Below are 25,288 nucleotides of genomic sequence, written 5' to 3' on the forward strand. Positions count from 1 at the left end.
TTAACTTTTATACGCGTAATTTTGCGCACGAATTTAAGTTAGGTTAGTAGCATGAGCACAATTCCGATTACCAAGCGCGGTGCAGAACTTCTTAAAGAAGAGTTGCACCGCCTTAAGCATATAGAGCGCCCCTCAGTGATTATTGCCATCTCTGAGGCTCGCGCGCAAGGCGACTTGTCAGAGAATGCTGAATACGATGCCGCCAAAGAAAAACAAGGCTTTATTGAAGGCCGTATTCAAGAGCTGGAAGGCAAACTTTCGGCAGCACAAATCATTGATCCTGCTTCACTTGATGTGACGGGCCGCGTTGTTTTTGGCGCTACTGTTGACTTGGAAGATTTAGAAGATGGTACTAAATTGACCTATCAGATAGTAGGCGACGATGAAGCTGACATCGAGTTCAATAAAATTTCTATAAGCTCTCCTATTGCTCGCGCATTGATCAGCAAAGAAGAGGGTGATGTTGTTGCAGTGCAGGCACCTGGCGGTAATCGCGAAGTTGAAATCTTGGCCGTGCGATACGTGTAATGCATTACCTACGAACCCAGAGAATTTTTTGCCTCATTTCAGGTCTCTGGGTTGGTAGCTTTATAAGCATTGGATTTTTAGTTGTACCCGTTCTTTTTTCAAGCCTAGGTGACAGGCAAGTCGCCGGAATGGTGGCCGCGAATCTTTTTAAAGTAACCGCCTATTCAGGTGTGGTTATCTCCTCACTATTAATGGTGATGGCAAGCTTTCTAGTGCGTCATGAGTTGTCGCATTACCGTCTAATGCGCTGGATATTGCTAGGTATGTTGGCTTGCGCAGTGGGCGCTGCATTTATCCTAATACCCTGGATGAACTCCCTAAGAGATCAAGCCTTATATTCAGGCCTATCTGTTCGTGAATCAGCTGATGCCGTTTTATTTGGTCGCCTGCATGGCGCCTCTAGCATTCTGTTTATGATTCAGGCCTTGCTTGGACTTGTGCTTGTTTGGCGGTCAACAAAAAACGCCGACTAGCAGCGTTTTTCTTTGAATCTAGACCCTATCTAGAGTCTATTAAGAGCCCAATGATTTTTTCTTGGTGCTGCTCATTCTTACCTTACGTTTTTTAATTGGCGCAGGTGCAGCTGTAGCTTTTCTATAGCCAGGAGAAGACCAACCAATTTTTGACTCAGCTGCCTCTGAACGCAATACCCGTTTCTTAGGGGTTGCTGACTTGACTGCTGCAGCTCGCTCAAATGGAGACTTGTTGGCGGCAGAGCGACGATCAGATCTTTCGGAAGTACTTGTGCGTACGCCCGCTTTTGTTACCGTACGATTAGGTTGACGTTTGGTACGTGGTGCTTGCAGTGACTTTTTAGTCTGCTTGCTAGAGCGTCCAAGATTACTGAATGCTTCTTCAACAGCATCTTTTGGTTTCCACAGCACTAGCAATTTGCCGATGTGCTGAACAGGAGCAGCGTCTAACTTATCGCAGAGTTCTTCGAAGATCGCGGTACGCGCTTCACGATCATCACCAAAAACGCGAATCTTGATTAAACCGTGGTGCTGAATTGCTAATTTAGCTTCTTTAACTACGGCGGAGGTTAAACCATCGCCGCCAACCATCACAACAGGGCTTAGGTCATGTGCGTCGGCTTTGAGGGATTTACGTTGAGCAGGGGTAAGGATTAGTGCGGTCATGTCCTTGATGATAGAGCATTCAACCTGTAATTCAGCTCATTACAGCAAATTTAACAATATATTGCTTAATTCCTTTTGCTTTAGGGGGCGGAAAATAGGAAAATAGATGTCGAAAGTGGGTAAGTTGTGGCAAAGAATAAATTTAATAAAAGTTGGTTACAGGATCACCTAACTGATCCCTACGTAAAGATGGCTCAAAAAGAGGGTTATCGGGCGAGGGCGGTTTATAAGCTCAGTGAAATTGACGAGCAAGATCACCTCATCAAAGCAGGCATGACTATTGTGGACTTGGGAAGCGCCCCTGGGAGCTGGTCTCAGTACGCTCGTAATCGCTTAACTGAGCTTGGCAAAACCAATCCCAAGATCGAGTCTGGCAAACCTGATGGTCAGATTATTGCGATTGATATTCTGCCAATGGAAGATATTGCTGATGTCAGCTTTATTCAAGGAGACTTCCGTGAAGATGAGGGTCTTGCTGCGCTTGAGGCTTTACTTCCTCAAGAGGCCGAAGGCAAGGTGGATTTGGTTCTATCCGATATGGCACCCAACCTTTCTGGGGTTGGCGTAGCTGATGCTGCTAGGATGGCCTTTTTAGCTGAGATAGCTCTGGACTTTGCCACTGCCCACCTGAAACCTGAAGGTGCGCTATTGATTAAGTGCTTTAACGGCAGTGGTTACAGTCAAATCGTGGAATCCTTTAAAAAGGTCTTCAAGACAGTTGCCTCCCGCAAACCTAAGGCATCAAGAGCAAAGTCTTCAGAGATCTTCTTATTGGGTAGAAACCTAAAATCTACAAAATAGGTCCCAAAAGACTAAATAACCCCAAATTAGTAGGGTTTTAATAAATAAATATGCCATTAGCCCTTGAAAAGGGCTGGTAGTAGAATCAAATACTAAGGTAGCGATTCGCTTTAACTCCTGGATCAATCCAGAAAAGGACTCATTTTGAACAGCAATATGTTCCAAAAAATCGGTGTGTGGCTCATTGTGGGTCTGGTGCTTTTTACTGTTTTTAAACAGTTCGATAAGCCCAAGGATCAAACACAAGTTACCTATTCTCAGTTTATGGACGATGCCAAGGCTGGCAAAGTTAAACGTGTAGATGTGCAGGGACGCACGTTACAGGTCACACCTGCTGATGGCACCAAATATTCGATTATCTCTCCCGGAGATATCTGGATGGTTGGCGATCTCATGAAATACGGAGTTCAAGTTACCGGTAAGGCTGATGATGAGCCTAATATGCTGGTTTCTGCTTTGTACTACCTTGGGCCAACACTATTGATTATTGGTTTTTGGTTTTTCATGATGCGTCAGATGCAAGGCGGCGGAAAAGGCGGGGCATTCTCTTTTGGAAAATCTAAAGCCCGTTTAATCGATGAGAATAGCAACACAGTTACCTTTGCCGATGTCGCTGGATGTGATGAAGCAAAAGAAGAGGTCTTTGAGATCGTTGACTTCTTGAAGGATCCACAAAAGTTTCAAAAGCTCGGTGGCCGTATCCCACATGGTGTATTACTTGTAGGCCCTCCAGGCACTGGTAAGACCCTTTTAGCACGCGCCATTGCTGGTGAAGCGAAGGTTCCATTCTTTTCAATCTCTGGCTCTGACTTCGTTGAGATGTTTGTTGGTGTTGGTGCATCTCGTGTGCGCGATATGTTTGAGAACGCCAAGAAAAATTCCCCTTGCATCATCTTTATTGATGAGATCGATGCTGTTGGTCGTCACCGCGGTGCTGGTATGGGCGGCGGTAATGATGAGCGCGAACAAACTCTCAATCAAATGTTGGTTGAGATGGATGGTTTTGAAAGCAACAGCGGCGTGATTGTAGTTGCCGCGACCAACCGCTCTGATGTGCTGGATAAGGCTTTATTGCGTCCAGGACGTTTCGATCGTCAAGTTCACGTAGGCTTGCCCGACATTCGTGGTCGCGAGCAAATCTTGCAAGTACATATGCGCAAAGTTCCTATTGATCCTGATGTAAATGCCGCTGTTTTGGCTCGCGGCAATCCAGGTTTCTCGGGTGCAGATTTGGCTAACCTAGTAAACGAGTCCGCATTGTTTGCAGCGCGTCGAAATAAGCGTGCAGTAGACATGAAAGATTTTGAAGATGCAAAAGACAAAATCTTTATGGGGCCTGAGCGTAAGTCTGCTGTGATGCGCGAAGAAGAGCGTCGTAATACGGCTTATCACGAGTCTGGTCATGCAGTGGTTGCCAAGGTGCTGCCTAAGGCTGATCCAGTCCATAAGGTCACCATCATGCCGCGCGGTATGGCCTTAGGCGTAACGTGGCAGTTACCTGAATTTGATCGCGTGAATTTGTATAAAGATCGCATGATGGAAGAATTGGCCATTTTGTTTGGTGGACGTGCCGCAGAAGAGTTGTTTCTACATTCTTCAAGCACAGGCGCCTCTAATGACTTTGAGCGTGCCACCAAGATGGCTCGCGATATGGTTACTCGCTACGGCATGAGTGATAGCCTTGGCACGATGGTTTATGTTGATACTGAGTCAGAGAGCATTTTTGGTCGCAACAGCACTAAAACTGTTTCTGAGTTAACCCAGCAAAAAGTGGATGCAGAGATTCGTGCATTGGTGGATAGTCAGTACGCTTTGGCCAGATCGATCCTAGAGCAAAATCGCGATAAGGTAGAGGCAATGGTAACTGCATTGCTTGAGTGGGAGACTATTGATGCTGAGCAAATTAATGACATCATGGAAGGTCGACCACCTAGAGCGCCAAAAACTTCATCTGCAACACAGTTTGGCAACTCCGCTGGAACACCCGGCCCAGCGACTGGTAGCGCCCCTGCTACTGCATAAGCGCGCTTGATGGCTTTGCTTTGAGTCCCAATCAAGGTCACATAGATATGCCCACAACTTGGCGTTGTGGGCGTTTTCTTTTTGACTTTAACAAATGTAAACGCCCAATCGTCATGGGAATTCTTAATGCAACACCTGACTCATTTTCCGATGGAGGAAAATTTAGAACTCCAAAAGACGCTGTAGCCCAGGCAGAGCATATGATTGCTAATGGCGCTGATCTTATTGATATTGGCGGTGAATCTACGAGGCCCGGGGCAGAGCCTGTGCAATTACAAGAAGAGTTGGATAGAGTACTTCCGGTAATAGAGGCGCTTAAAGACTGCGGAGTGCCGCTATCAATTGACACCTATAAAGCTGAAACTATGCGTCAAGCATTGCGCCTTGGCGTAGATTGCGTAAATGATGTTTGGGCGCTTAGACAGAATGGTTCTATTGATGCTGTTTTAGAGAGTAAGGATTGCGGTATTGTTCTCATGCATATGCAACGCGATCCCGTCACGATGCAATTTAATCCCGCCTATCAGGATGTGATTCTTGATGTGAAGCAGTTTCTTGGCGATCGAGTTGAGTTATTAATTGCCAAGGGTATCGGTAGAAATCGAATCGCCATTGATCCTGGCTTTGGATTTGGTAAAACTCTCGAGCACAACCTGAATATGCTGACAAATTTTGCTCAGTTCTCAACCTTAGGTCTTCCTGTACTAGCGGGCATCTCTCGAAAGTCGATGCTAGGCAAAATCACGGGAAAAGATACCAATGAACGTGTTGCTGCCAGTATTGCTGCAGCCATCATGGCAGCCGATCGGGGCGCTAAGATTGTCCGGGTTCATGATGTAGCCCAGACTGTAGAAGCTCTCAAGCTTTGGGAGGCGGTAAATTCTTAGAGACGTATCTAAGTTTTATAATGACACCTATGAAAAAACAATATTTTGGTACTGACGGTATTCGTGGCGAAGTAGGGCAGTTTCCGATTGTTCCGGAATTTATGACTCGCTTAGGTTATGCGGCAGGCAAAGTATTAACGCGCAATGCAAAACCCGGTGAGCGCTGCAAAATATTGATCGGTAAAGATACTCGTGTTTCTGGTTACCTTTTGGAGGCTGCGCTGGAAGCAGGTTTTGCTGCTGCCGGCGTAGATGTCATGCTTTGCGGCCCCATTCCGACGCCAGGGGTCGCCTACCTTACCAAAGCTTTGCGACTTTCAGCTGGTCTGGTAATCTCTGCGTCACACAATCCGTATCAAGATAACGGCATTAAGTTTTTCTCGGCTAAAGGCGACAAGCTTTCCGATCAATTTGAGCTTGATATTGAGGCTGAATTAGAAAAGCCTATGCGCTGTGTTAATTCAAAAGAACTAGGTAAGGCATTTCGATTAGATGATGCTGCAGGACGCTACATTGAGTTCTGTAAATCCACATTCCCCGGGGAACTCAATCTCAAGGGTTTAAAGCTTGTAGTTGATTGTGCGAATGGAGCTGCGTATCACACTGCACCTCACGTTTTTCATGAGCTAGGAGCCGAAGTTATCTCTATTGGCGTGAGTCCCGATGGTCGAAATATCAATGAAGGCTGTGGTGCAACAGCACCAGCAGCTTTAATTGCTAAAGTTAAAGAGGTAGGAGCTGATTTAGGTATTGCCCTAGACGGAGATGCTGACCGTCTGCAAATGGTTGATGCTTCAGGACGTCTTTTTAACGGCGATGAACTGCTATATGTGTTGACTAAAGATCGCTTAGATCGTGGGCAGCAACTTGGTGGTGCAGTGGGTACCCTCATGACTAATCTGGCTGTTGAAAATGCTATCAAAGCACTCGGAATTGGTTTTGAGCGTGCTAACGTTGGTGATCGTTATGTTTTAGAACTTCTCAAACAGAATGGCTGGATTATTGGCGGTGAGGGCTCTGGCCATATCCTTTGCCTAGATCAGCACTCTACCGGAGATGGGACAATTGCCGCTCTTCAGGTGTTAGCGGCAATGAGTCAAAATAAGAAAAGTCTTGCGCAGTTATTAGATTCAGTTAAGGTCTACCCACAGGTTCTTTTAAATGTGAAATTTAAACCTGGTTACGACTGGAAGTCTGACGAAAATCTGGCTAAACAAATTGCCAAGGTTGAGTCTGAGCTGAAAAATATAGGTAGATTATTAATACGAGCCTCTGGCACAGAGCCTTTGCTACGTGTGATGGTAGAGACCAAAGAAGTTGATCTGGCTATGAGTGCTGCTAAAAGTATTGCTGATTTAGTGCCAACCGCATAACTATATAAGCAATCTTAAGCGTTTTTCTAAACCATGCATCACCTGATCATTTAATTTAAATTCTTGAAAGCAGGATTTAACGTATGAAACTGCATCCATCTATTACCAACAGAGAATTTAAGCTGCTAATTAAGCCTAAAGGCCTTGATCGACATGGCAAAATTTTGCTTCTTAGCGAACAGATTGTGAAGTTCTGCAAGAAAAGTAAAGTAAATTTCTTTCATCTTGATAACGCGAATACGGGCTTACGTAATATTTACTTTTACGATACCCCTGGCGAGGATTTTCGTTTAAATAATATTATTTTGCGCGTTCGAGAGTCACGACAGAATGTGTGGGTTGATGACTATGCAGAAGTAACTCTCAAGTGTCGAACTCATGACATGGAGCATGCTTCCAACTTCAATCCAACTCCACAAAAGAAAATAAAATCCAGAGCTCGCTTCAAAGAGGAAATCTTACGCGGCGACGATCTGGGCTCTAAACGTCAAATTTTCTCAAACAATGCTATTTTGGACGCGGTTCCAATTGATAGTTTATTTGAGAGATCCATAAGTGCTATATGTAAGTATTTTCCAGGCATGGCAAATCTCCCGATAGATAAAAAAACTCCTGTGAATATTGTTGGTGGACCTAAAAACAAGATTCTTGAAGCGTGTTTACCGTTGGGTAACCTAGTCTTTGGTGATGGTGTTCAAGCCCACTGTGAGATTGCCATTTGGTTTAGGACTGCTGGCGATCCAATCGTAGGCGAGCTCGCTTTTTCGTATCGCGTAAATGATGAAAATCGCTCACAAGCCAAAGCCCATAAGAGGGCAGATAAGTTTTTCAAAAAGCTTCAAACTGAATTGGCTGATTGGTTAGAAATTGGCAGCACAAAAACGGCATTAATCTATGGAAAGCCTGAATGAGCTCCACAAGCTTGGCCGAAAAAGTGGTGCCAGTTGGTTTATATGACCTCTTTTTCCAGTTTTTACTTATTGGCGCTGTAAGCTTTGGTGGTGGAATCATTGCTTATGAGCGTATTCTTTTGATTGAAAAAAAACGCTGGCTCACAGCTGATGAATTTATGGGCTATCTCGCGATTAGCCAAACTATGCCGGGCTTAAATTCCGTGAACTTAGCGGTACTAGCAGGAGATCATTTGCGTGGCGCTTTAGGTGCTTTCGTAGCAACAATCGGCTTAATACTTCCTGGATCTCTATTTGTATTGATCATTGGCGTTGCATACACTACCAATACTGATCACCCATTAGCAAACTTAATTTTGTCTGGAGTTGCTGCTGCAGCATGTGGTTTGTTGGCAGCAATTACTTATCGAATAGGCGATGATCATTGGAAGCATCTTAAGTCGCTTTTCATTATCGTTCCGACCTTTATTTTGATGAGTTTTATAAAGCTTAGTCTGCCGATCGTCCTCTTAATAATGGCTCCGATTGCAATTTACATTTATCGTCCAAAAGTAAGCTCATGAATCATTTACTGTCATTAGCGCTCAGCTTTAGCATGCTGTCTCTTTTGGCAGTAGGGGGTGGTACTGCCGTTTTACCGGAGATGCAAACCTTACTAGTACATCAATTTGGTATTGATCATCTGCATTTTGTACATATTTATAGTATCGGTCAAATTGCACCAGGCCCTAATATGTTGATGGTATTGGTGATCGGGTTTCAGGTTGCGGGCTTACTAGGCGCTGGAGTTGTTCTCCTTTCATTTTTCTTACCCTCCAGTATTTTGTGTTTTTATGTCGGACGCATATGGAATCGCTTTGGCGAAAGCCCTTGGAGACGAAGTATCCAGAATGCTTTAGAGCCCATTTCAATCGGTTTAATGGCATCAGGTGTCTATGCTGTAGCCAAATCTTCTATTGTTAGCCCAATAACCCTTGGATTAGCTTTGATCTCTCTGTATCTCATTTTGAGAACAAAAATCAATCCTGTGTTTGTGATTCTAGGATCTGGATTACTTGGGTATTTTCTGCTGAAATATTTTTAGCGCATACCTTTATCAAAATGCAGCGCGTACCCCAACCATCAAGCTTCTTCCTGGTTGCGGAGCATACAGTCTTACTGCCATAGGTGAAGTTGCATAACGAATCTCTTCATTCAATAAATTCTTGAGCATTAAGTACCCAGTCCAATTCACTTTTCCAATGCGCTCCGTATAAGACAGGTTGGCATTGACAAGGTTATAGCTTGGCGTTGGACCTATTTCCCAGCTAGCTAACTTATTCTGTTGATAGCTGTAGATATAAGTTGCACCTGCCAGCCAACCATTGTGTTGGTATGCTAATTCGGTCCCTAAACGAGGCGCTGGCTGCAAAGGAAGATTTCCTCCAGCGGTAAATGTTCCCTGTGAGATATCGCCAAATACTCGTCCACCAACTCCAGTTTCATTCCAGTTATAAGTAAGCTCGGCTTCTGCTCCTTGAATGGATGCATTTGCTTGAGAGGCTTGCACAACTGAAAAATTGTTGTTCGCTTGACTATAGGCGCCAGTGTAGTAACCATATATAAAATTATTAAACTGGTTTTTATAAATACTGGCTTTACTGCGGATCAAGCCCAGAGTCTTTTGAACGCTCAACTCAAGGTTGTGCGAAGTTTCAATACCTAAATTGGAATTTCCAACATCAAATGTTGCGGTTGAATCATGGGGTCCATAGGAGTAGAGTTCTTGCGCAGACGGCGCCCTTTGAGAAACTGTATAGGCAAGCCCTACACCATAACCTTTGGCAACATCTAGCAGCCCTCCGGCTGAATAAGACATCAAATTAAATTGACGATTTTGAAGTGAAGGGGGGCCATAAGAGCTTGGAACAAAATCTTGACTGCTAGCACTAGGAAACTGAGTGCCAGAATTTGGGTTTTGGCTTATATAGTTATATCGAGCTCCGAGACTCGTTTTTAATGGCCCATAACGACCCTCTTCAACCAGGAATAGGGCGCTTGAGTTTGATTTTGTCTGCGGAACTATTGCGTAATTATTTGTCGATAAATCCGTTGCATTTAGAGTTGAGCCGATGACTTGTAGGCCCAGAATTCCTTTTGACCCTAGCAATTCTTTGTGCGCCAGTTCTAGCCTAGCTTCGGTAGCAGTGTTATTCCATTTGGTTGAGGCAACCCCATTATTGGTAAATTCAGTGTGTTCATAATTTGTATTGGCAGCGCTAATCTTCACCGAGCTAAAACCATCGAAAGGGTCGTTAGTTTGGTGGGCAATGTCGTAACGATTTTGTGATTGTTGAATAAAACCACCCTCTGCCGTGGGGATTCCATAGTTATGATTCATGCGCTCTAAGGAGACGCCTGTATATCCATCTGAGCGAACATAACTTGCTCCCAAACCTAAGCTATTTTGATTGCTAAAGGAGAAGGGTAGTTTTCCGCTATAAGGAATATTTACCGGCTCTCCTGGATTGATAGCCCAATTTGCATTTGGTCCGCCCTGTTCAGCAAATCCTGGAATACGATAGTTATTCGAATTACTAATTGCTGAATCAAAATGCAATGCTAAAGGTCCGGCTGGTGCATCAAGTTCTATGTTTGCTGTCTTGCCTTGATTTACAGTTTCGTAATTGGTATTGACTGCACCAGATACGGTGTCGGGCATGGTCGTAACAATTCGATCGTTTACTACGTTCACTAAACCACCGCTGGAGCCTGATCCATATTGAAGGGCAGAGGCACCACGCAGTATTTCGATCTGATGGGTGTTTTGCATAGGGCTTGCTACTGCGTGATCAGCAGAAATACTAGAAACATCACCAGCGGACAAACCATTTTGTAGAATCTGAACCCGCGCACCTTCAAGGCCACGAATTACAGGCCTCGATGAGCCGGCACCATAGCCTGTTGCCGAGACGCCGAGCTCATTTGCTAAAGTTGCTCCAAGCGTTCCGGAGAGTTTGTTTTGTAACTCATCGCCAGCCAATACTTTATTCGGCGATAAAAACCCTTGGCCACCCTCGCGCACACCAGTGACATCCAGCTGAGGTAAAGCTTCTGCTTGATTTTGTGACCATGCAGGATTGTTTAGAAAAAAGGTGATGGCTACCAATAATGGTGAGCAAGAAAATTGTTTAGGGCGGTAATTCATATTCATCCAAATTCACCAATTGATGGTGATTAATTAAAACGGGAGGGCGCAATGCAGCGCTAATGTTTTAAAGGATGAAAGTTGGGGGAGCGCGTGATTGGTAGATGCTGCTTATTGAATTTCTTAAAAAAAGATTTTTTGTATTCGATTGTTCTATTGCGCTTGGGAGAATCGCTGCAGCAGTAGATTGGTCATCTGGAATAAAGCCCGCAAGCGAGAGAGCATCAAATAAATGGCAAATATCAGAACTGTGACCAAAGCTCTTATCTAAAGTACTTGAATTGCTTACTTCTATGGACTGTCCCTGTATCCCCGCATGTGTAATGCTGTGGGAAAGGCCTATCCAATGGGTTCCCAGCAAGCAAAATACAAGCAAAGCCGCTGTAAAAGCGGTCTGAATCTGCTTCTTAAATTTGCTTGAAAAATAGGCACTCATGGCACGAATGTTACAGGATTTGCCTGCAACAGCCCTCTCGGTGTAGAATATCGATTCCGTCGGAGTGTAGCGCAGCCTGGTAGCGCACCTGCTTTGGGAGCAGGGGGTCCAAGGTTCGAATCCTTGTACTCCGACCACTTTCTCTTTGTTTTACGTTTTCAGTCCCAGCACTTACTGCCTATAGCTCAGCTGGATAGAGCAACGCCCTTCTAAGGCGTAGGTCGCACGTTCGAATCGTGCTGGGCAGGCCAAACTACCCATTTCCCCCTTCAGACTACCCCGTATTGGTGAATAGGGAGGATGGCAATTTACCACTTTTGCCTCATAATCAAGCGCAATCAATTGATTGCGCGATTTAGGAATATTAAGTTCATTTACCAATGGGAGCCGGAATGGCTGAAAAGAATCAAGAAACTTCGACTGATAAAGCTGCCACTATTGGTATGGTGCAGACACCCCAGACGAAACAAAAACTCAGTGTAGGTTTGGTGATCAGCTTGGTCTTAGGCTCCGCTCTCATTTCTATTTTTTATGCAACCTCGACATATAAAACACAGACAGAGCATGTAGTCGAATTGGCAGATGGCCGCTCTAAACAATTTGAGGTCGTATTCACAGAACTTAAGCAAGCCAGGTTTCGGGCGATGGGTATTGGTGCAGACACTTTATTGCGAAGCAGGGTCACTATAGATCCTTTTATTAAGCGAGATAGAGCAGCTTTAGCAGCGCAGATAGATCCATTCTTTGCCTTCCTAAAAGAGAAGCATGAAGTCAATCAACTGAACTTTTGGATACCACCAGCTACGATGTTTTATAGAGCAGGTGCACCAGAGCTAGGACAGTTTGATGGCTCTAAATTCCGCGCATCGATTGTGGCTGCAAATGCCAGACAAGAGCGCATCATGGCAGTAGAAACTGGGCAGGGCGGTGTGATTGGTATTCGTGGCATTGTGCCCGTCATCTGGGATGATAAGTTCTACGGGCTTGTGGAGTTTGTGGGCGATTTTTCACTCCCACTCAACGGCGCATCAGTAGAGTCCCACTTCCAATGGGCAACTAGCATTACAAAAGAACGCTTTGCTCAAGTAGAGCGCGCTCGAAATGAAAAAGAAGATGCCGAAAAGGGTGAAGATATTTACATCAACTATTCTGATCCTGCGACACGTGACATTATTAAAGCAATTGATTTTGATCCGAGAAGTAAGGAGTACAAGATCGTCGACAATAATGGCCAGAAAATTTTTGTCAAAGCATTTCCGATATATAACTTTGTAGGCAAGCCTACCATCACCATTGCGATGGTAGATGATTTGACCGATCAATTTAATGCTGCTTTTAAATCTGCAGTCATTAAAGGTGGCATTTTATTTTTGTTACTGGCTGCAGCATTGGTTGCTGCCTATTCAAAATTAGATAACTTGCGTACCGGTATGTTGGGTTCAATTGGCGCCGAAAGAAGAGCGCTTAAGGATCGCTTGGCACGGGGTGATGCTGCCATTGAGAAGCTCAAAGATCTGGAAACTCTTAAACGACGCTATTTCTCTAATTTGATGGCGGCTATTAATAGCCCCTTGCTAGCTGTCTCAGGTCAAATCTCCGGAATCAAGCACGCGCTAGAGGCAGGTAGTGCCTCAAATAAAGGTGATATCGACAATAGGGTTGACTTTTCGATTCAAGAAATTGATAGCCTTCGGCATCTTGTGGCCGACTATGAGCAGATCGAGTTATTTCGTCAAACCTTAGTTAGAGCGGAAGCTAAACCACTTTCCGTTCCAGCCGTGCTAGTAGATGTCTTGAAGAGCCTAGACCTTTCGAGACGCTTGCCAAACTTGCAAGTAAATATTGATGTCCCAGATGGTGTGCCATCCACCTATGGGGATAGCCGATTACTTGCTGGCGCCATATCTAGATTAATCACACACACAACGCATGCATCGGGTTCTGGGCTACTCAATATCTCTTTGCGCTCAAATGGAGAGGATTCATTGATTCTGAACTTTTCAGGATCAGCTTATGCAGGATCCTTGGCGCCTACTGCCGCTTTGCTGGATGAGGCTCGTCAATTTATGGCTGAGCTATCTACTGGATTCATCTCTGATGGAAAACGTGAAAAGTTGATTGGCATTATTTTGGCTAAGGCTGTGATTGAGCATTTTGGAGGCACCTTAGAGGCTGGTTCAGCTGATGCCCCTGGTTTCCTAGTTCGTTTTCCAACGGCAGCCTAAGATTCAATAACAGGAATTCTTTCAATGAAAAAAGGTTATCGATTCTTAGCTGTCCTAACAATTGCATTGGGCTTTTTAAGTCTGATGCGAGATAGTTTTATTGGGCCTATAGCGCTAGTTACCGGATTTCCGGATGAAATGGTGTGGCAATGGGTAGTAGGCGCTTTTAGTGCTTCGCTTACATTCTTAGCCGCACGCATCTTTAATCAAGAATTTATTCACGGGTACATCGAGCGTGCTTGGAACGTCAAGGTACCTAACTTAATCGGTGATATTTGCTCTGGCATTGTCATCTTTATTGGTGGCTGTCTCATTCTCTCATTGGTTTTTAAGCAAAATATTTCAGCTCTGATTGTGACTGGTGCAGGATCTGCAGCAATTCTCGGTTTTGCCTTAAAAGACTTTGCTGTTGCTTTAGCTACCGGCATCATGCTGAACTTTGAGGATACCTTCAAGGTTGGCGACAAGGTCAAGATCGGTGAGTATGTTGGTAGAGTCCATCAGATTACTTGGCGTAATACGGTCTTATTGACAGATTCACTTGAAGCAATCTATATTCCAAACATCAAAATTTCAGATGCAGTGGTTATTAATTTAGATTTACCCAATGCTAATACCAAGCAGAGCCTTACATTTAATATTGATTACGATGTTTCGGTTGAAAGTGCTGAGCGTATTTTATATGCAGCTACCCTTGGCGCTATTGGAGTGAAATTTGTTTCTCCTCCATACGTTTATGCCCGGGAATTAACCGATTCAGGCGTTAAGTATGAAATTCAATATGTCATCACAGACTATCGCGATCGAAAACCTGCGGAGCATGCCATTATTAAGAGCGTTTTAGAGAGCATGCGAGTAGCAAATATCACTATCTCTTCTGGTGTAGACGTTGAGGATAGGATCAAAATTGCCAATCGTTCTTTAGATCTGTATCACCTAGTCCAGCAGGTTAGGTTGTTTCATCAATGCTCTAAAGAGGTATGGGTCAGCATCAGTAATGAGTTGGTTCCTCGCCGCTTTAAACCTGGGGATATCATTGTTCACGCTGGACAGCGTAATGATGCCATCTTTATTATTGCTGAAGGTATGGCATCACGCATGATGATTAATGCAAACGATTCATTAGTAAAGCAACGCTTTATTGCTACAGAGTTTTTTGGGCGACAGGCTTTATTTGCACTCATGCCACATATTGCAACGGTTACTGCTGAAGCAGACGCGCTAATTTATGAGCTCACTAAAGAATCGCTGCAAAAATTACTCAGGCTACACCCTGAATTAATCGAGATATTTGCCTCGACCTTAGCTGAGTTAAATCTTGAGGAAGAGCGTGTCGTATCTGTTGATGGAGCTCTTAAGCCCGGAGAAATTAGCCATGTCAAAAATATCTATATTGGCCAGCTAGAGGCAAATTACGGTAGAGAAACTCACGCAAGCAGCATTTAATAGTTAAAGAAATTCTGATGCGCTTCATATTGCATCTGCATCCCAAGTTTGTCGGTTTACCCAATAAATTAGACATAGAACCAACCAATCGCCTGCAGATGCCAAGAAATATCCATGCCATTTCACTCCGAACCAAGGTTCTCGGTGTCGAGGCCACACCTGATCTCAATACCTTAATGCCATTGTTTCTGCTGATGTTTAACCTCATTTTTACAACTTCTAAGGTGTAGGTCGCACTTTCGAATCGTGCTGGGCAGGCCAAGTATCCCCTTATTTAATATTGTTTCAGGCTGGTTAATTGTGTCTTATTGGCTCAATTATGGCTGGGGCTTGGCTAGTGTTGGAGTGGCCTTTGGTATGGCGTAAGTTAATCCTTTTGACTATGTGTAACCCTGCGACTTGGATGGGCTAGATGGAATTTTGACCCTGACGATTTAGTGTCGGTTTGACCCGACACGGAAGTGTCCGGTTACGTGACGGTCAGGGTGGCTGTGGACGCTAAAAACAGGGTAATTGGCGGTGCCTTGGTGGCAGAGAACGACCCATAAGAGTCCTTTAGAGTTCTTTATCGTCCCTTCCGCCAAGTTAATGGGTATTACAAGGGTTGGGGGCAATACAACACCCTTGTTACCAAAATGCTTACCAAAGCCATCCTACAAGGCGGTTTTTCTCTTGGCATCAATAATCTACTATATCTTTATAGAAATAATCTTTAAGGAATGCCCTGCTCCGGTGGGTTCAAGCCCTGCAATACTTGAAGGGTGTAGTATGGTTCTTCGGTACTTTTCGTCAATTAGCTTAATAGCTATTAACTACCTTATTATTTTTAGGTTCCTCTAGACTTATGGCCATCATTTTTTCTAAACAGCCTAATAACCGTACTTTAACAGCAAAGAGGTTTATTGGTTTATTTCTCTGCACATTACTGTACTTACAATAGCATTTGCAGACAATGGCTTAGCGCAAACATTGGCGGGTGGTGCTGGGGGTAATACCAGTGGAGGAGGCTATAATTTTACCGGTGGCGCTGGTGGTCCTGATTCAGTAAGTGGTGCTGGCGGGAGAGGATCAAATCCCTCAAGCCTTCAAGGGGCGGGTGGCGGTGGCGGAGCAGGGGTAACTGGTGGTGCTGGTGGTGGCAGAAATAGTGGCGGCGGTGGTACTGGTGGATCAAGTAGCGGAGCATCCGGAAATCCAGGTGGAGGAGGCGGTATTGATGGAGGGTCCGGTGGAGGAGGAGGTGCTGCTGGGGTTGTGATAACTACCACAGGATCATCCTCTTCTTCAATTTCTGGTGGTGCAGGTGGCGCTGGTGGTGCTGGTGGAATGTGTTGCATGTCTGGATCAGGCGGCGGCGGCGGCGCTGGTGGCTATGGCGCAATTGTTAATACTAGTGGTGTCACGCTTACCAATTCAGGCGCTATCACTGGTGGTGCAGGTGGCGCTGGTGGTGCTGTAGCGTCCACCTATTCTGGTGGTAGTGGTCCAAATACTTTTGTAGGTGGCAATGGCGGTAGTGGTGGAGTGGGCGTAGCTATTGGAAGCAACGGTGCGCTCAATAACTCCGGCACTATCACAGGTGGCGCTGGTGGTGCAGGTGGTGCTGCTGGAATTAATAATACCCGATACTCTAGTACTGCTGGAGCTGCAGGTTCTGGTGCATCCGGTGTTTATGTAGCCTCTGGTAGTACGTCAACTATTACCAATACTGGAACCATTACAGGTGGTACAGGCTCTTATGGCATTCAAAATGCTAGCACCAACCTTACTCTGAATAATGTTCAAGCAGGCTTAACGTATACCGGCGTATTGCCTACCAACTACAGCATTATTATTAACAGCCCCGCTAATTTTGGTCAATTATTTGTGACAAGTGTTACTGGAGCTACGAACTTTGGCCTTTACACTGATTCAGTTCTCTCAGCGGCAACCTACAGCTCAGTTTTAACAGGCGTTACTAGTTTCGGTATTGCTAACTATGGCTCTATATTTAATACTTGGAACAACTTTAATAGCTCTTATAAATGGGAATTAGTTCAAGGAGCTAATGCTACAACTTGGGATTTAATTGTAGCCCTATCGGCCACAAGTATGTCGAGTGGTAATGTTTACCAATCCTCCAATCTTGGCACTACAGTTAATCCAGTCTTTGATGGTGGCACACTAAAAGTCTCCGCTGCAGGATCAGTCACTCAAGCCTTTACGATTACTGCCAATAACGGCGTGATTGACCAAAATAGCGTTGCATCAAACTTTACCGGCAACATCACCAATAGTGGAGCAGGCGTTAATGGAAAGCTCACGATTGTTAATAGTGGGGCTGGCGGTTCTGTAGCCCTATCTGGCAACAATACTTACTCTGGCGGAACGGAAGTACAAGCCGGCGCTAATCTTTCTATTAGTTCAGCCAACAATATTGGCTCAGGCACTTTAGCCTTAGTGGGTAGCAGCACCATTCCAGCTACCTTAACTACGACTGCCTCAATGACACTGAATAATCAATTAACCGTGTCTGGCGACCCAGTATTTAATGTAGCATCTGGCACAACGACAACCATTAGCAGCCCAATTACCAATGGGGTTACTGCAGGCGATGTGGTGGTGGAAGGTGGCGGTATCTTGGCCTTAACTGCTGCCAATACATATACTGGACTGACTAGTATCACTGCCGGCTCTACCTTAGCTTTATCTGGCGCCGGTTTAATTGCCGCATCAAGCAACGTTACCAATAACGGCACGTTTAACATCGCTGGAAAGACTAGTAACGTGAGTGTTGCTAGTTACACCCAAGGTACTACTGGTACTTTGGCGATGGGCATAGCACCAAGCAATACACCAAAATTAAATGTGGCTGGCGTAGCGTCATTAGCTGGTGGTTTATCTCTAGCTGCTAGCTCTGGATCTTATGCTCCGGGTAAGTACACCTTACTAACTGCTAATGGCGGTGTCACAGGTTCATTTGGCAATCTAACAACCAACCTGTCTTCTTACACAAGGTTGGGTTACGGATTAGCCTACGATGCCAATGATGTGTATTTGATATTCACTCCTAACGTAGCTGACACCCAGCAATCTTTAGTAAACACCGCATCAGCATTACAAAACATCTACACACTGCAAAACTCTGTTCTAGCAAATAGCTTCTCTTACGACTGTAATGAGTTTGGCGCTAACGGGGTTTGTATCTCAGTGGGCGGTCGTAACACTGCAGTATCTGCTGCCAATGGCCTGAACAACACGAGCGGTTTATTGATTGCAGCTTATCGCCCGCACCCAAACTACCGCATGGGTGCTTATGTTGACCAAAACTTGTCAGTGAATAATGCTGGTTCAACAGTTAACCTTGGCAACAACACGCCATTGATTGGCCTGTTCGGTGCTTGGAATGAGCGTGTTGATGGCACTGGTACAGAAGTAAAAGTATCCGCAGCTTACGGCCAAAAGAATACGACCATCAATCGTCAAGTGGTCGGTACATCTGAGGCGGGCTCCGGTTCTTCGCAGCTAAACAGCCAAGGTGCACAAGTAACGGCTAAGTATGGCTTTGGAGTTGTAGAACACGTAATTGTTGCTCCATTCGTCGGCATTCGTTATACCCAGAACAATATGGGCGGCTATACCGAAGGCACTAGCGCCACAGTTACAGCACCACTAACTTACTCAGCGCTTAATACCAACGCAACAACTGCCTTGGCTGGCCTTGGCGCTTCCTATAGGTTTATTCCTCAAGCAGGGGTCTTTGGAAGTGTTGGTGTAGAAACAGATACCAATACAGCTAATGGTACTTACTCTGCTACTGGAGTAACTGGATTAACGCCAATCAACTTTAATGCTAATCCCGTTAAAACCAGGCCAACCGCTACTATTGGGGCTTATTACGATATAGAGAAGAACCAGCGTTTAGGTATCAATGGCATCTACCGCCAAGAGCCATTTCAAGCAGTGTCTACTACCAGTGTGATGGCGACTTATACGATTGGTATGTAAAGGGCTTAATGACTCAAATGGGTCGTTTTGAGCCTGTCGTCAATAAGTAGTGTGATGACTGCTTTGTGATTAGCAACAGCCCATCGCGGCCCTGACCCTGTGGTGTCTGTTTAACCGACAGTAAATAATTCAGGTCGTCCAAACCTAAATCTGAAATTAAGCTTGCAAGTGTCGCGTAACGAGACACTTGTTATGAATAATTTATCGCTATTATTTTCCACTGCTATCACTGGTGAAGAGCCCATCAAACTCCTTGATGGTGCCATCACCCTCTATAAAAGACCCACGAGTCACCAATGGCAATGCCGTTTTAAGTTATCTACTGGTGCTTGGCATTCGGCCAGTACTGGATCCGATCAAGTGGCCGAAGCCACAACCCAAGCCATTGCCATCTATGAAACAGTCAAGGTCAAGCTAGCCAGTGATCTAGCCATTAAGACTCGTACCTTTCGGCAATTAGCCACGCAAGAGCTGGCTATGGCTGCCCGAGTAGTCCAGGCCAATCCCAATAAACGTACCCATGTTGACTATATTCACATCTACACCAAGTACTTGATCCCATTTTTTGGTAGCTACCAGATCAATGACATCACCCAAGAGCTTGTGGATGACTATGTAGCTTGGCGCATATCCAGGATGGGTAAGAATCCCAAGACCTATACCCAAAGGCGCCATGCTGGGCTTTATAAGCGGGTAATTGAGCGAGCCAGGAATCAAGGCTTAATCCATCGAAATCGAACCATTCCATTATTAGAGGTCGCTGCCGATAGGGCAGAAATTAGGCCTGCTTTTAATCAGCAAGAAGTCAATTACTTACTGGAATACATGCAGGACTGGGAGCGTTTTGGTCGCAATCAACGCAGTAATCACATGAGAAGGCTTTGTCGTATCTATGTAGAGTTCTTGTTAGGAACAGGCATTAGACAAGGAACGGAGAGCATGCCAATTCGTTGGAAGGCTCTACAGTGGCATTGGATTGGGGAGCAGCGATATCTAAGAGTCTGGGTATCAGGCAAAACGGGCCCTAGATACCTAATAGCAAGGCATTTTGTGATTGAGGCTTTAGAGCTGTTAATTGCTTGGCAAAAGCTACCTTATAAGAACCTAGAGGCTGTGATTGAGGCCAAATTGGATAAGAAAGTATTTGTATTTCCAGAAGGGGATGCCCCGCATAGTCTAGATGATGTCTTTGAGCGGCTCATGATCGAATCTAATTTATTAAAGGATGCTACTGGTAAGAATAGAACCTTGTATAGCCTGCGACATACCTACGCTACATTTAGATTGGCAGATGGTATTGATATTCACACATTGGCAAAACAAATGGGTACTAGCGTAGGGATGATTGAACGTCATTATTCAAAATTAACACCAATGATGAGTGCGGAAAGATTGGCAGGGGCAATCATGTAGTGTCGGTTTTACCCGACGCTACATATCACTTAACTGCATGCTTTAAGGGTAATTAAGTGAGTCTCATGCTTTTCTCTCACCTCTTGGTTAACGCTCATCACGATATCTGAAAAAATGCTTCGAGCTGATCCTCTACCAGCCTGAACCACTTGATCTAATACATCATCAGGCGGTGCTAGTAGACCTGCATTTTCATAAACACGACGCAAAATTGGTCGCCAATCATTAATTGGTGGAACATTCATATCAATCAAAATTGATCGATTCTGAATGCCTTTATCAATTTGATCTAAGTTATTGCTAGTCATGATGAATATGACGTCTTTACGATTCATGATTGATTTGAAGCCTGCTTGCGCTGCTGGGGTTAAGACATCAACCTCATCCATGATGATGTAATGCAGACCACTACTATTAAATGACATATAAGTGGTTCTATTTTGAATCGATTGAGTTAATTGAGCGCCATTCTGACCTTGTGCGCAGGCAAAATAATCTGAATTAGGATCTTCTGTATCAACGATAGATCCAGCATTCATTGCTGCACAAGCAGGATTGACTTTGGCCGTTTCAATTAAGCCTGGCAATAAGTTGGCCAGAGTAGTTTTACCAGTTCCGTATAAACCATATAGAACAATCCCACAAATACCGTTAGCTGGAATAGGCAGACTTAAATCAAGTATGGATTCAAGCTTAAATCGACTATTAGGTTGTAAAGCAAAATCATCTAAACATCCGGGTGCTTGTATGACAATAGAGGGTGGTCTAGGGTTATGCATCGCAATCTCCTTAAAATAATGAAATGATTGCTGGATTTATCTTAGGGAGTAAATACCAGCAATCAGATAGCAAACAACAAGTTCAAGCGGCTTTGAGTTTTGCTTGGGCTGCTAAACGCTCATCTTCAATTGCTTTAGCCTCATCAGATAGTTTCTGTGCTTTTTCTTTTTCAGCGCCAACACTGGAGCAAGCTGCTAACGCTGATTTAACTGCTGTTCCACTTTGGATGACTCTGCGGATTGCAAAACTGCCGTCATCTTCTCGTGTTGCTAGCAATACAACGCCTTCCTCTAGCTGCTCATTTGAGAATGACGCATTAAGAGAATCACTTTGTACCTTCGCTAGTATTTCGCCATCGAGTACGGTACGCCCTAATTCCACCTTCTGAGCAATCGATTTGCCTTTGCTAGTAGCAGAGCGTCTAACTTCCTCAACGCCACCTTTTTCACGGAAATATTTTGGTAGATCAAGTACGCTCACTCTCTCAGCCATTGCTGCCTTCATAGCTGTGCTATAGGCATTAACCCTACGACGATCAACACCAAATACACATTTCACGATCTTAGTGATTAGTGGCGAGCTGTCGCTGAACTTGTATTCATGGGTCTTGATGTAGTTCGCTAGACCTTTTTTAAGGCTTTTGGCAATACTGTCTGAGCCTTGCATTGTGTTGTTTAAGGCGTAACAATGCTGCAATATTCCATACAAGACATCATTTGCACTAGAAAGCTCATTACTTTCCCAGTTTTTGCGATATTCAACTAGGCGATCAATAGAGTCGCCAATGGCTTTTTCTGGATTGCTGCCTGTTAATAAATTGCCAATTCCCACTGCAAAAGGGTTGGCATTCGTTTTTTCAGCGTTAGGGGCGCTAACGCCTGATTCGACTACAGTAGTTTCACTCATGGATTTTCTCCTGAAATTGTTAAAAATGTGATGGTGAATTCCATTCACAATCTGATTTCACTTCAGCATCCCTGTAGTGAATACATACAAAATTTAGAATTAAAAAAAGTAGGTAAATTTAGGCTGGAGATATCCGCATGGGCGGAAAACTTTGTGCGGAGCAGCAAGACTGTCATCAGGAGATGGCGAGGCTTTTCTTTAACTTTTTACGTATAAGTCCTAGCTATACCGCCGCTAGCAAGTATGTGAGACCAAAACGATTAACTAAGAAAATGAGTCTTGATAATCGTAAGATATTAGATTGTTACTCCAAGTACGGTTGTGTCTTAGATTGTCCATTTACGACTTGGTTTGAAGGTCATAAGAAGCAGCTGATGGATTCGTCTCCTCCAGTAATTGAAATTATTAAAGGCAAAGACAGGTTTTTTGTTTGTGATGACGACGTATTGCTAAAGCTTTGTAGCGATCAAGACCCCCCATCAATATCCCAACTGGTTAATGCTTTATCGCAAATTTGGCCAAATACTCAAATCAAGCAAATTCATAGTCAAGTACTTAAAGGCGCTAAATTAAAGAATATGTGGAAAGATTTACTCCTAATCTACACCATGGCTTTAAATCCCGATACTGAGCTCTGGAGGGCTGGGGCAATGGCAATGCTAGTAGATCGCTTTATCGGGAGGTTAGACCCATTGGCAGCAAGGCACAAAAGTGGGGATGATCATATGCGGCGCCATATGACCTTAATGGTCATGAGGCACAAGGAAAGCGCTTTAAATATCTCAGAGCAGGCTGCACTTGGTATATTCCCACAACAAGAATTAGGTAAAAGCTTTCAAACCCGCTTTAATTTTGAAGATGAAAATTTTGCTAGCCGATTATTTTCATTAGGTAATCACGAGTTTGACTGCGCAAAAGATCGAGTATCGCAATTGACTAGGCATGCCTGTTAGAGTCGGTTTTACCCGACTGTCATTTAAATTAGCTCGACAGCATTCCTCTTTTGCTCATCATTGACATCGATATATCTCTGAGTCACTGCAATCGATCTATGACCTGCAAGGCTGGCTAAGATTCGAACACCAATCCCTTTATTAGCGAGGGTAGTAATAAAGAATTTTCTTCCTGAATGGCTGCTGCCACCGCTAATGCCAACATTCTTATAAAGCTGATAGAACCACACACATAAGCCATTAGCACTAAATCCCAAACGATGATCTGTATGAAAGAGGGGGATGTCAGCTTCTTTTATGTATCTTGTTGTTAAGTAGTTGGCCAATTCAGTCTGTAAACGCTGTGAGACAAATACAGTCCTAGGGTGCTTACCCTTGGTTTGTGAGGCCGATAGGCGGATTTCATTTTTAATAGTCCCATCGAGATTTAATACATCGCCCATTTTCAAGCTGGCAATTTCGGCAACGCGAAGTCCACCAAGAAAGCTTGTAAGTATTAACGCTCTATCGCGCAAGGCATATTTTTTGCTGCTGACGTAATTAAGAACTAGATCTAGTTCTGTTTGAGATAGTGTTTTTGCTTGTGCCATTTAATTCTCCTTAGATAAATAAAAAGTCTGTATTTAGTATGTTTTCTAAGTCTTAAAAGGTCGACCGAAATTTGTTTATTTGGCCATCAAAAAATATCTTCCAAGAATCAATGACTTACAAGGCAGGTTAAGAAAAGTACAATTTTCTTAACCTGTTCTTTATGTAGTATTTATAAAAGATCGCTTCTTTTCGTGGGATTTAGACAACAGCTAAACGGACTTAAACCAGCGATCCTCGAGTAACACCTCAAATTCGCGCTATACGCTGTTTTTATTAATGCCAGCTACTCAGTATTGCGAAGCTGTTAGATCTTTGCGTATAGGGCTTTTTTGAGGTGAATTTTGTATAAATTTAAAGCGTCAATTAGTTCAAATCCACATTGGTTGCTATAAACACCGGCTTATTAACGCCAGTACTTTTACAAAGATGTACATCTAGCGTCCAGGAATCCTTGGTGTTGTTTGCTAGATCTTCAATCTCTACATGCAGCTCCTTGGTTTCTGGGGAGTAGATGCTAAATCCACCAACACCTTGCTTTGTCTTAGTGAGTGGATCGTAATGTTGGATCCAAGACATTAAAACTCCAGCTTGACCTGCAATACCAGCCTCGCTGAGTTTTCGAACAGTTGCCATCTGCTCATCTGTTTTGGCAGTATTTTCCCAATTGCTGTATATAAAGTAATCCACTAAGTATTTTTGATTTGGACTGCCTAGCTCTACTGAGCCATTAAACATAGCCCTTCTAAATAAGCCTTTACCGAAGGTGGTATTAAATTTTTCATTCATAAATCCTCTAACCGCAATTTCTCTCATATCGTTCTCCTTTTTCAAATTGATTGAGTTCTCGTTGCGAGCTGTTGCTTTCGTAGCTTGGTTGCTAGAGGAGTAGATCCAAAAAGATGTTGCTTTGAGTTCAGTTGCAGATCTCAAAGAGATAGTCACTAAGTCGTGTTGCTAGTCAGAGTTACTCATTTGCCACTCGAGTGACTAGTAACTCACTACCAGTAACTTCTTTATCTATTTGCGACCGCACTTTGAAACACAGCAACTCGCAAAAGTATTTAGCTCTTGTTAAGAAAACCCATTAATTTCTGGCTCAAAATTAGCCAAAATAAAAAAGAGGTTGTCCAATTCCGTATTCCGAAAATAAATTGAAATGGCTCTTTCATTTATAGGAGGGAATATGAGCGCATTGAACGCATTAAAACTAGTGGCTCTCAAGAAGCCGGTTCATCAACCAGCGATTGTGATTCGCAGGAACAAGCTTTCGAGCCGATTATGGGAGCAAATCCAATTGGCCAAAGGGCAGATGTCAGGAACGCCTTTTGTACTAATGAAGTTTCGCACCATTAAAGATAAAGAGTCGGGGATTCGTAAGCATGTAGAAGTCCCAAAGCGCATTAAGCCGTGGTGGTTTCAGACTGAAGAAGGGAAGGTCTGCGTTTCCATTAGATATGGAGCTTGCACAATTGAATTGGCCAAAGGCAAGCCCAGTATTCAAATAGATAGTGCTGAGGACTTAATTAAGGCACTAGAAACAGTTAAGGTTGCTGTAGAAGCAGGGGACTTAGATTTGCAGATTGAGTTAGCGAGCTCTAGTCTGGGTAGTGGCTTTAAGAGGCAGCTATAGGGGGTCTTTAGAGCAATACTACTATTGCTCTAAAGAAAAGATGCTAATTTTTGGTCTAGCAGTATAAAATCTA

Annotated in this window: 23 protein-coding genes and 2 tRNA genes; 18 read left to right on the forward strand and 7 right to left on the reverse strand. The window is 44.0% G+C overall.

From position 1 onward, the window contains the following. The first annotated feature begins 51 nt into the window (after window positions 1-51). Entirely contained in the window at window positions 52-528 is a 477-nt protein-coding gene (greA, locus tag ICN36_RS09375; RefSeq protein ID WP_216228104.1) for a transcription elongation factor GreA, read from the forward strand. Next, complete coding sequence (locus ICN36_RS09380) at window positions 528-1,001, forward strand: DUF4149 domain-containing protein (RefSeq protein ID WP_216228105.1); 474 nt, start codon at window positions 528-530, stop codon at window positions 999-1,001. The genes greA and ICN36_RS09380 overlap by 1 nt, the downstream gene beginning before the upstream one ends. Before the next feature lie 39 nt (window positions 1,002-1,040). Here the strand turns inward: ICN36_RS09380 and ICN36_RS09385 are convergent, their stop codons facing one another. Continuing rightward, window positions 1,041-1,667, reverse strand: a complete 627-nt coding sequence (locus ICN36_RS09385) for a YhbY family RNA-binding protein (protein ID WP_216228106.1) — start codon at window positions 1,665-1,667, stop codon at window positions 1,041-1,043. 126 nt (window positions 1,668-1,793) lie between these two features. Here ICN36_RS09385 and ICN36_RS09390 point away from each other — a divergent pair, with 126 nt between their 5' ends. The 7 genes from ICN36_RS09390 to ICN36_RS09420 all read left to right on the forward strand — a co-directional run bounded on the left by ICN36_RS09390 (window position 1,794) and on the right by ICN36_RS09420 (window position 8,745). Further along, a complete protein-coding gene (locus ICN36_RS09390) occupies window positions 1,794-2,468 on the forward strand; it encodes an RlmE family RNA methyltransferase (RefSeq protein ID WP_216228107.1) in 675 nt (224 codons plus the stop codon). Between the two features lie 144 nt (window positions 2,469-2,612). Further along, window positions 2,613-4,490: an ATP-dependent zinc metalloprotease FtsH gene (gene ftsH / locus ICN36_RS09395; RefSeq protein WP_216228108.1), complete on the forward strand. Its 1,878-nt coding sequence runs from the start codon at window positions 2,613-2,615 to the stop codon at window positions 4,488-4,490. Window positions 4,491-4,537: 47 nt separating this feature from the next. Further along, a complete protein-coding gene (gene folP / locus ICN36_RS09400; protein WP_216228109.1) occupies window positions 4,538-5,377 on the forward strand; it encodes a dihydropteroate synthase in 840 nt (279 codons plus the stop codon). A gap of 29 nt (window positions 5,378-5,406) precedes the next feature. Then, window positions 5,407-6,750, forward strand: a complete 1,344-nt coding sequence (gene glmM / locus ICN36_RS09405) for a phosphoglucosamine mutase (protein ID WP_216228110.1) — start codon at window positions 5,407-5,409, stop codon at window positions 6,748-6,750. A gap of 83 nt (window positions 6,751-6,833) precedes the next feature. Beyond that, window positions 6,834-7,661 carry a hypothetical protein gene (locus ICN36_RS09410; RefSeq protein ID WP_216228111.1) on the forward strand — a complete coding sequence of 276 codons (828 nt, stop codon included), beginning with the start codon at window positions 6,834-6,836 and terminating at the stop codon, window positions 7,659-7,661. Next, window positions 7,658-8,224 (forward strand): chromate transporter, encoded by a 567-nt coding sequence (locus tag ICN36_RS09415; RefSeq protein WP_216228112.1) that lies wholly within the window; start codon window positions 7,658-7,660, stop codon window positions 8,222-8,224. Before ICN36_RS09410 ends, ICN36_RS09415 begins: the two co-directional genes overlap by 4 nt. After that, window positions 8,221-8,745 carry a chromate transporter gene (locus ICN36_RS09420; RefSeq protein WP_216228113.1) on the forward strand — a complete coding sequence of 175 codons (525 nt, stop codon included), beginning with the start codon at window positions 8,221-8,223 and terminating at the stop codon, window positions 8,743-8,745. Before ICN36_RS09415 ends, ICN36_RS09420 begins: the two co-directional genes overlap by 4 nt. Before the next feature lie 12 nt (window positions 8,746-8,757). On the opposite strand, the gene ICN36_RS09425 is transcribed toward ICN36_RS09420, so the two are convergent. After that, the gene (locus ICN36_RS09425) at window positions 8,758-10,854 is read right to left on the reverse strand and encodes a TonB-dependent receptor (protein WP_255531284.1); all 2,097 of its coding nucleotides are present in this window, start codon (window positions 10,852-10,854) and stop codon (window positions 8,758-8,760) included. Between the two features lie 61 nt (window positions 10,855-10,915). Then, entirely contained in the window at window positions 10,916-11,284 is a 369-nt protein-coding gene (locus ICN36_RS09430) for a hypothetical protein (protein ID WP_216228114.1), read from the reverse strand. 60 nt (window positions 11,285-11,344) lie between these two features. Between ICN36_RS09430 and ICN36_RS09435 the strand changes: the two genes are divergently transcribed. The 7 genes from ICN36_RS09435 (at window position 11,345) to ICN36_RS09465 (ending at window position 20,355) form a co-directional block, all read left to right on the forward strand. Then, a tRNA-Pro gene (locus ICN36_RS09435) sits at window positions 11,345-11,421 on the forward strand. 37 nt (window positions 11,422-11,458) lie between these two features. Further along, window positions 11,459-11,535, forward strand: a tRNA-Arg gene (locus ICN36_RS09440). Between the two features lie 141 nt (window positions 11,536-11,676). Continuing rightward, a complete protein-coding gene (locus ICN36_RS09445; RefSeq protein WP_216228115.1) occupies window positions 11,677-13,509 on the forward strand; it encodes a hypothetical protein in 1,833 nt (610 codons plus the stop codon). Between the two features lie 24 nt (window positions 13,510-13,533). Continuing rightward, window positions 13,534-14,955 carry a mechanosensitive ion channel family protein gene (locus ICN36_RS09450; RefSeq protein ID WP_216228116.1) on the forward strand — a complete coding sequence of 474 codons (1,422 nt, stop codon included), beginning with the start codon at window positions 13,534-13,536 and terminating at the stop codon, window positions 14,953-14,955. Window positions 14,956-14,972: 17 nt separating this feature from the next. Then, window positions 14,973-15,185 (forward strand): hypothetical protein, encoded by a 213-nt coding sequence (locus ICN36_RS09455; protein WP_216228117.1) that lies wholly within the window; start codon window positions 14,973-14,975, stop codon window positions 15,183-15,185. A gap of 739 nt (window positions 15,186-15,924) precedes the next feature. Beyond that, the gene (locus ICN36_RS12075; protein WP_255531285.1) at window positions 15,925-18,942 is read left to right on the forward strand and encodes an S-layer family protein; all 3,018 of its coding nucleotides are present in this window, start codon (window positions 15,925-15,927) and stop codon (window positions 18,940-18,942) included. A gap of 192 nt (window positions 18,943-19,134) precedes the next feature. After that, window positions 19,135-20,355 carry an integrase gene (locus ICN36_RS09465; protein WP_216228118.1) on the forward strand — a complete coding sequence of 407 codons (1,221 nt, stop codon included), beginning with the start codon at window positions 19,135-19,137 and terminating at the stop codon, window positions 20,353-20,355. 29 nt (window positions 20,356-20,384) lie between these two features. Here the strand turns inward: ICN36_RS09465 and ICN36_RS09470 are convergent, their stop codons facing one another. Together ICN36_RS09470 and ICN36_RS09475 are read right to left on the reverse strand one after the other, a co-directional pair. Then, a complete protein-coding gene (locus ICN36_RS09470) occupies window positions 20,385-21,134 on the reverse strand; it encodes an AAA family ATPase (protein ID WP_216228119.1) in 750 nt (249 codons plus the stop codon). Between the two features lie 82 nt (window positions 21,135-21,216). Beyond that, window positions 21,217-22,041 (reverse strand): hypothetical protein, encoded by an 825-nt coding sequence (locus ICN36_RS09475; RefSeq protein ID WP_216228120.1) that lies wholly within the window; start codon window positions 22,039-22,041, stop codon window positions 21,217-21,219. Window positions 22,042-22,178: 137 nt separating this feature from the next. Here ICN36_RS09475 and ICN36_RS09480 point away from each other — a divergent pair, with 137 nt between their 5' ends. Continuing rightward, a complete protein-coding gene (locus ICN36_RS09480; protein ID WP_216121078.1) occupies window positions 22,179-22,994 on the forward strand; it encodes a hypothetical protein in 816 nt (271 codons plus the stop codon). Window positions 22,995-23,017: 23 nt separating this feature from the next. Here ICN36_RS09480 and ICN36_RS09485 read toward each other — a convergent pair whose 3' ends face one another. Both ICN36_RS09485 and ICN36_RS12080 read right to left on the reverse strand, forming a co-directional pair. Beyond that, entirely contained in the window at window positions 23,018-23,584 is a 567-nt protein-coding gene (locus tag ICN36_RS09485; protein WP_216228121.1) for a site-specific integrase, read from the reverse strand. Between the two features lie 364 nt (window positions 23,585-23,948). Continuing rightward, window positions 23,949-24,398, reverse strand: coding sequence for a hypothetical protein (locus tag ICN36_RS12080; protein WP_255531286.1), 450 nt, complete (start codon window positions 24,396-24,398; stop codon window positions 23,949-23,951). Between the two features lie 370 nt (window positions 24,399-24,768). On the opposite strand from ICN36_RS12080, the gene ICN36_RS09495 reads away from it, so the two are divergent. After that, entirely contained in the window at window positions 24,769-25,215 is a 447-nt protein-coding gene (locus ICN36_RS09495; RefSeq protein ID WP_216228122.1) for a DUF6641 family protein, read from the forward strand. Window positions 25,216-25,288: the final 73 nt, after the last annotated feature.

Origin of the sequence: Polynucleobacter sp. UK-Gri1-W3 (assembly GCF_018881595.1) — a bacterium.
In the GTDB taxonomy this organism is placed as follows: Bacteria; Pseudomonadota; Gammaproteobacteria; order Burkholderiales; family Burkholderiaceae; genus Polynucleobacter.

What these genes read in the sequence shown, in the direction of transcription:
- greA (WP_216228104.1), top strand. Translation starts at nt 52, where the DNA reads ATGAGCACAATTCCGATTACCAAGCGCGGTGCAGAACTTCTTAAAGAA.
- ICN36_RS09380 (WP_216228105.1), top strand. Translation starts at nt 528, where the DNA reads ATGCATTACCTACGAACCCAGAGAATTTTTTGCCTCATTTCAGGTCTC.
- ICN36_RS09385 (WP_216228106.1), bottom strand. Translation starts at nt 1,667, where the DNA reads ATGACCGCACTAATCCTTACCCCTGCTCAACGTAAATCCCTCAAAGCC.
- folP (WP_216228109.1), top strand. Translation starts at nt 4,538, where the DNA reads ATGCCCACAACTTGGCGTTGTGGGCGTTTTCTTTTTGACTTTAACAAA.
- glmM (WP_216228110.1), top strand. Translation starts at nt 5,407, where the DNA reads ATGAAAAAACAATATTTTGGTACTGACGGTATTCGTGGCGAAGTAGGG.
- ICN36_RS09410 (WP_216228111.1), top strand. Translation starts at nt 6,834, where the DNA reads ATGAAACTGCATCCATCTATTACCAACAGAGAATTTAAGCTGCTAATT.
- ICN36_RS09415 (WP_216228112.1), top strand. Translation starts at nt 7,658, where the DNA reads ATGAGCTCCACAAGCTTGGCCGAAAAAGTGGTGCCAGTTGGTTTATAT.
- ICN36_RS09420 (WP_216228113.1), top strand. Translation starts at nt 8,221, where the DNA reads ATGAATCATTTACTGTCATTAGCGCTCAGCTTTAGCATGCTGTCTCTT.
- ICN36_RS09425 (WP_255531284.1), bottom strand. Translation starts at nt 10,854, where the DNA reads ATGAATATGAATTACCGCCCTAAACAATTTTCTTGCTCACCATTATTG.
- ICN36_RS09430 (WP_216228114.1), bottom strand. Translation starts at nt 11,284, where the DNA reads ATGAGTGCCTATTTTTCAAGCAAATTTAAGAAGCAGATTCAGACCGCT.
- ICN36_RS09445 (WP_216228115.1), top strand. Translation starts at nt 11,677, where the DNA reads ATGGCTGAAAAGAATCAAGAAACTTCGACTGATAAAGCTGCCACTATT.
- ICN36_RS09450 (WP_216228116.1), top strand. Translation starts at nt 13,534, where the DNA reads ATGAAAAAAGGTTATCGATTCTTAGCTGTCCTAACAATTGCATTGGGC.
- ICN36_RS09455 (WP_216228117.1), top strand. Translation starts at nt 14,973, where the DNA reads ATGCGCTTCATATTGCATCTGCATCCCAAGTTTGTCGGTTTACCCAAT.
- ICN36_RS09465 (WP_216228118.1), top strand. Translation starts at nt 19,135, where the DNA reads ATGAATAATTTATCGCTATTATTTTCCACTGCTATCACTGGTGAAGAG.
- ICN36_RS09470 (WP_216228119.1), bottom strand. Translation starts at nt 21,134, where the DNA reads ATGCATAACCCTAGACCACCCTCTATTGTCATACAAGCACCCGGATGT.
- ICN36_RS09475 (WP_216228120.1), bottom strand. Translation starts at nt 22,041, where the DNA reads ATGAGTGAAACTACTGTAGTCGAATCAGGCGTTAGCGCCCCTAACGCT.
- ICN36_RS09480 (WP_216121078.1), top strand. Translation starts at nt 22,179, where the DNA reads ATGGGCGGAAAACTTTGTGCGGAGCAGCAAGACTGTCATCAGGAGATG.
- ICN36_RS09485 (WP_216228121.1), bottom strand. Translation starts at nt 23,584, where the DNA reads ATGGCACAAGCAAAAACACTATCTCAAACAGAACTAGATCTAGTTCTT.
- ICN36_RS12080 (WP_255531286.1), bottom strand. Translation starts at nt 24,398, where the DNA reads ATGAGAGAAATTGCGGTTAGAGGATTTATGAATGAAAAATTTAATACC.
- ICN36_RS09495 (WP_216228122.1), top strand. Translation starts at nt 24,769, where the DNA reads ATGAGCGCATTGAACGCATTAAAACTAGTGGCTCTCAAGAAGCCGGTT.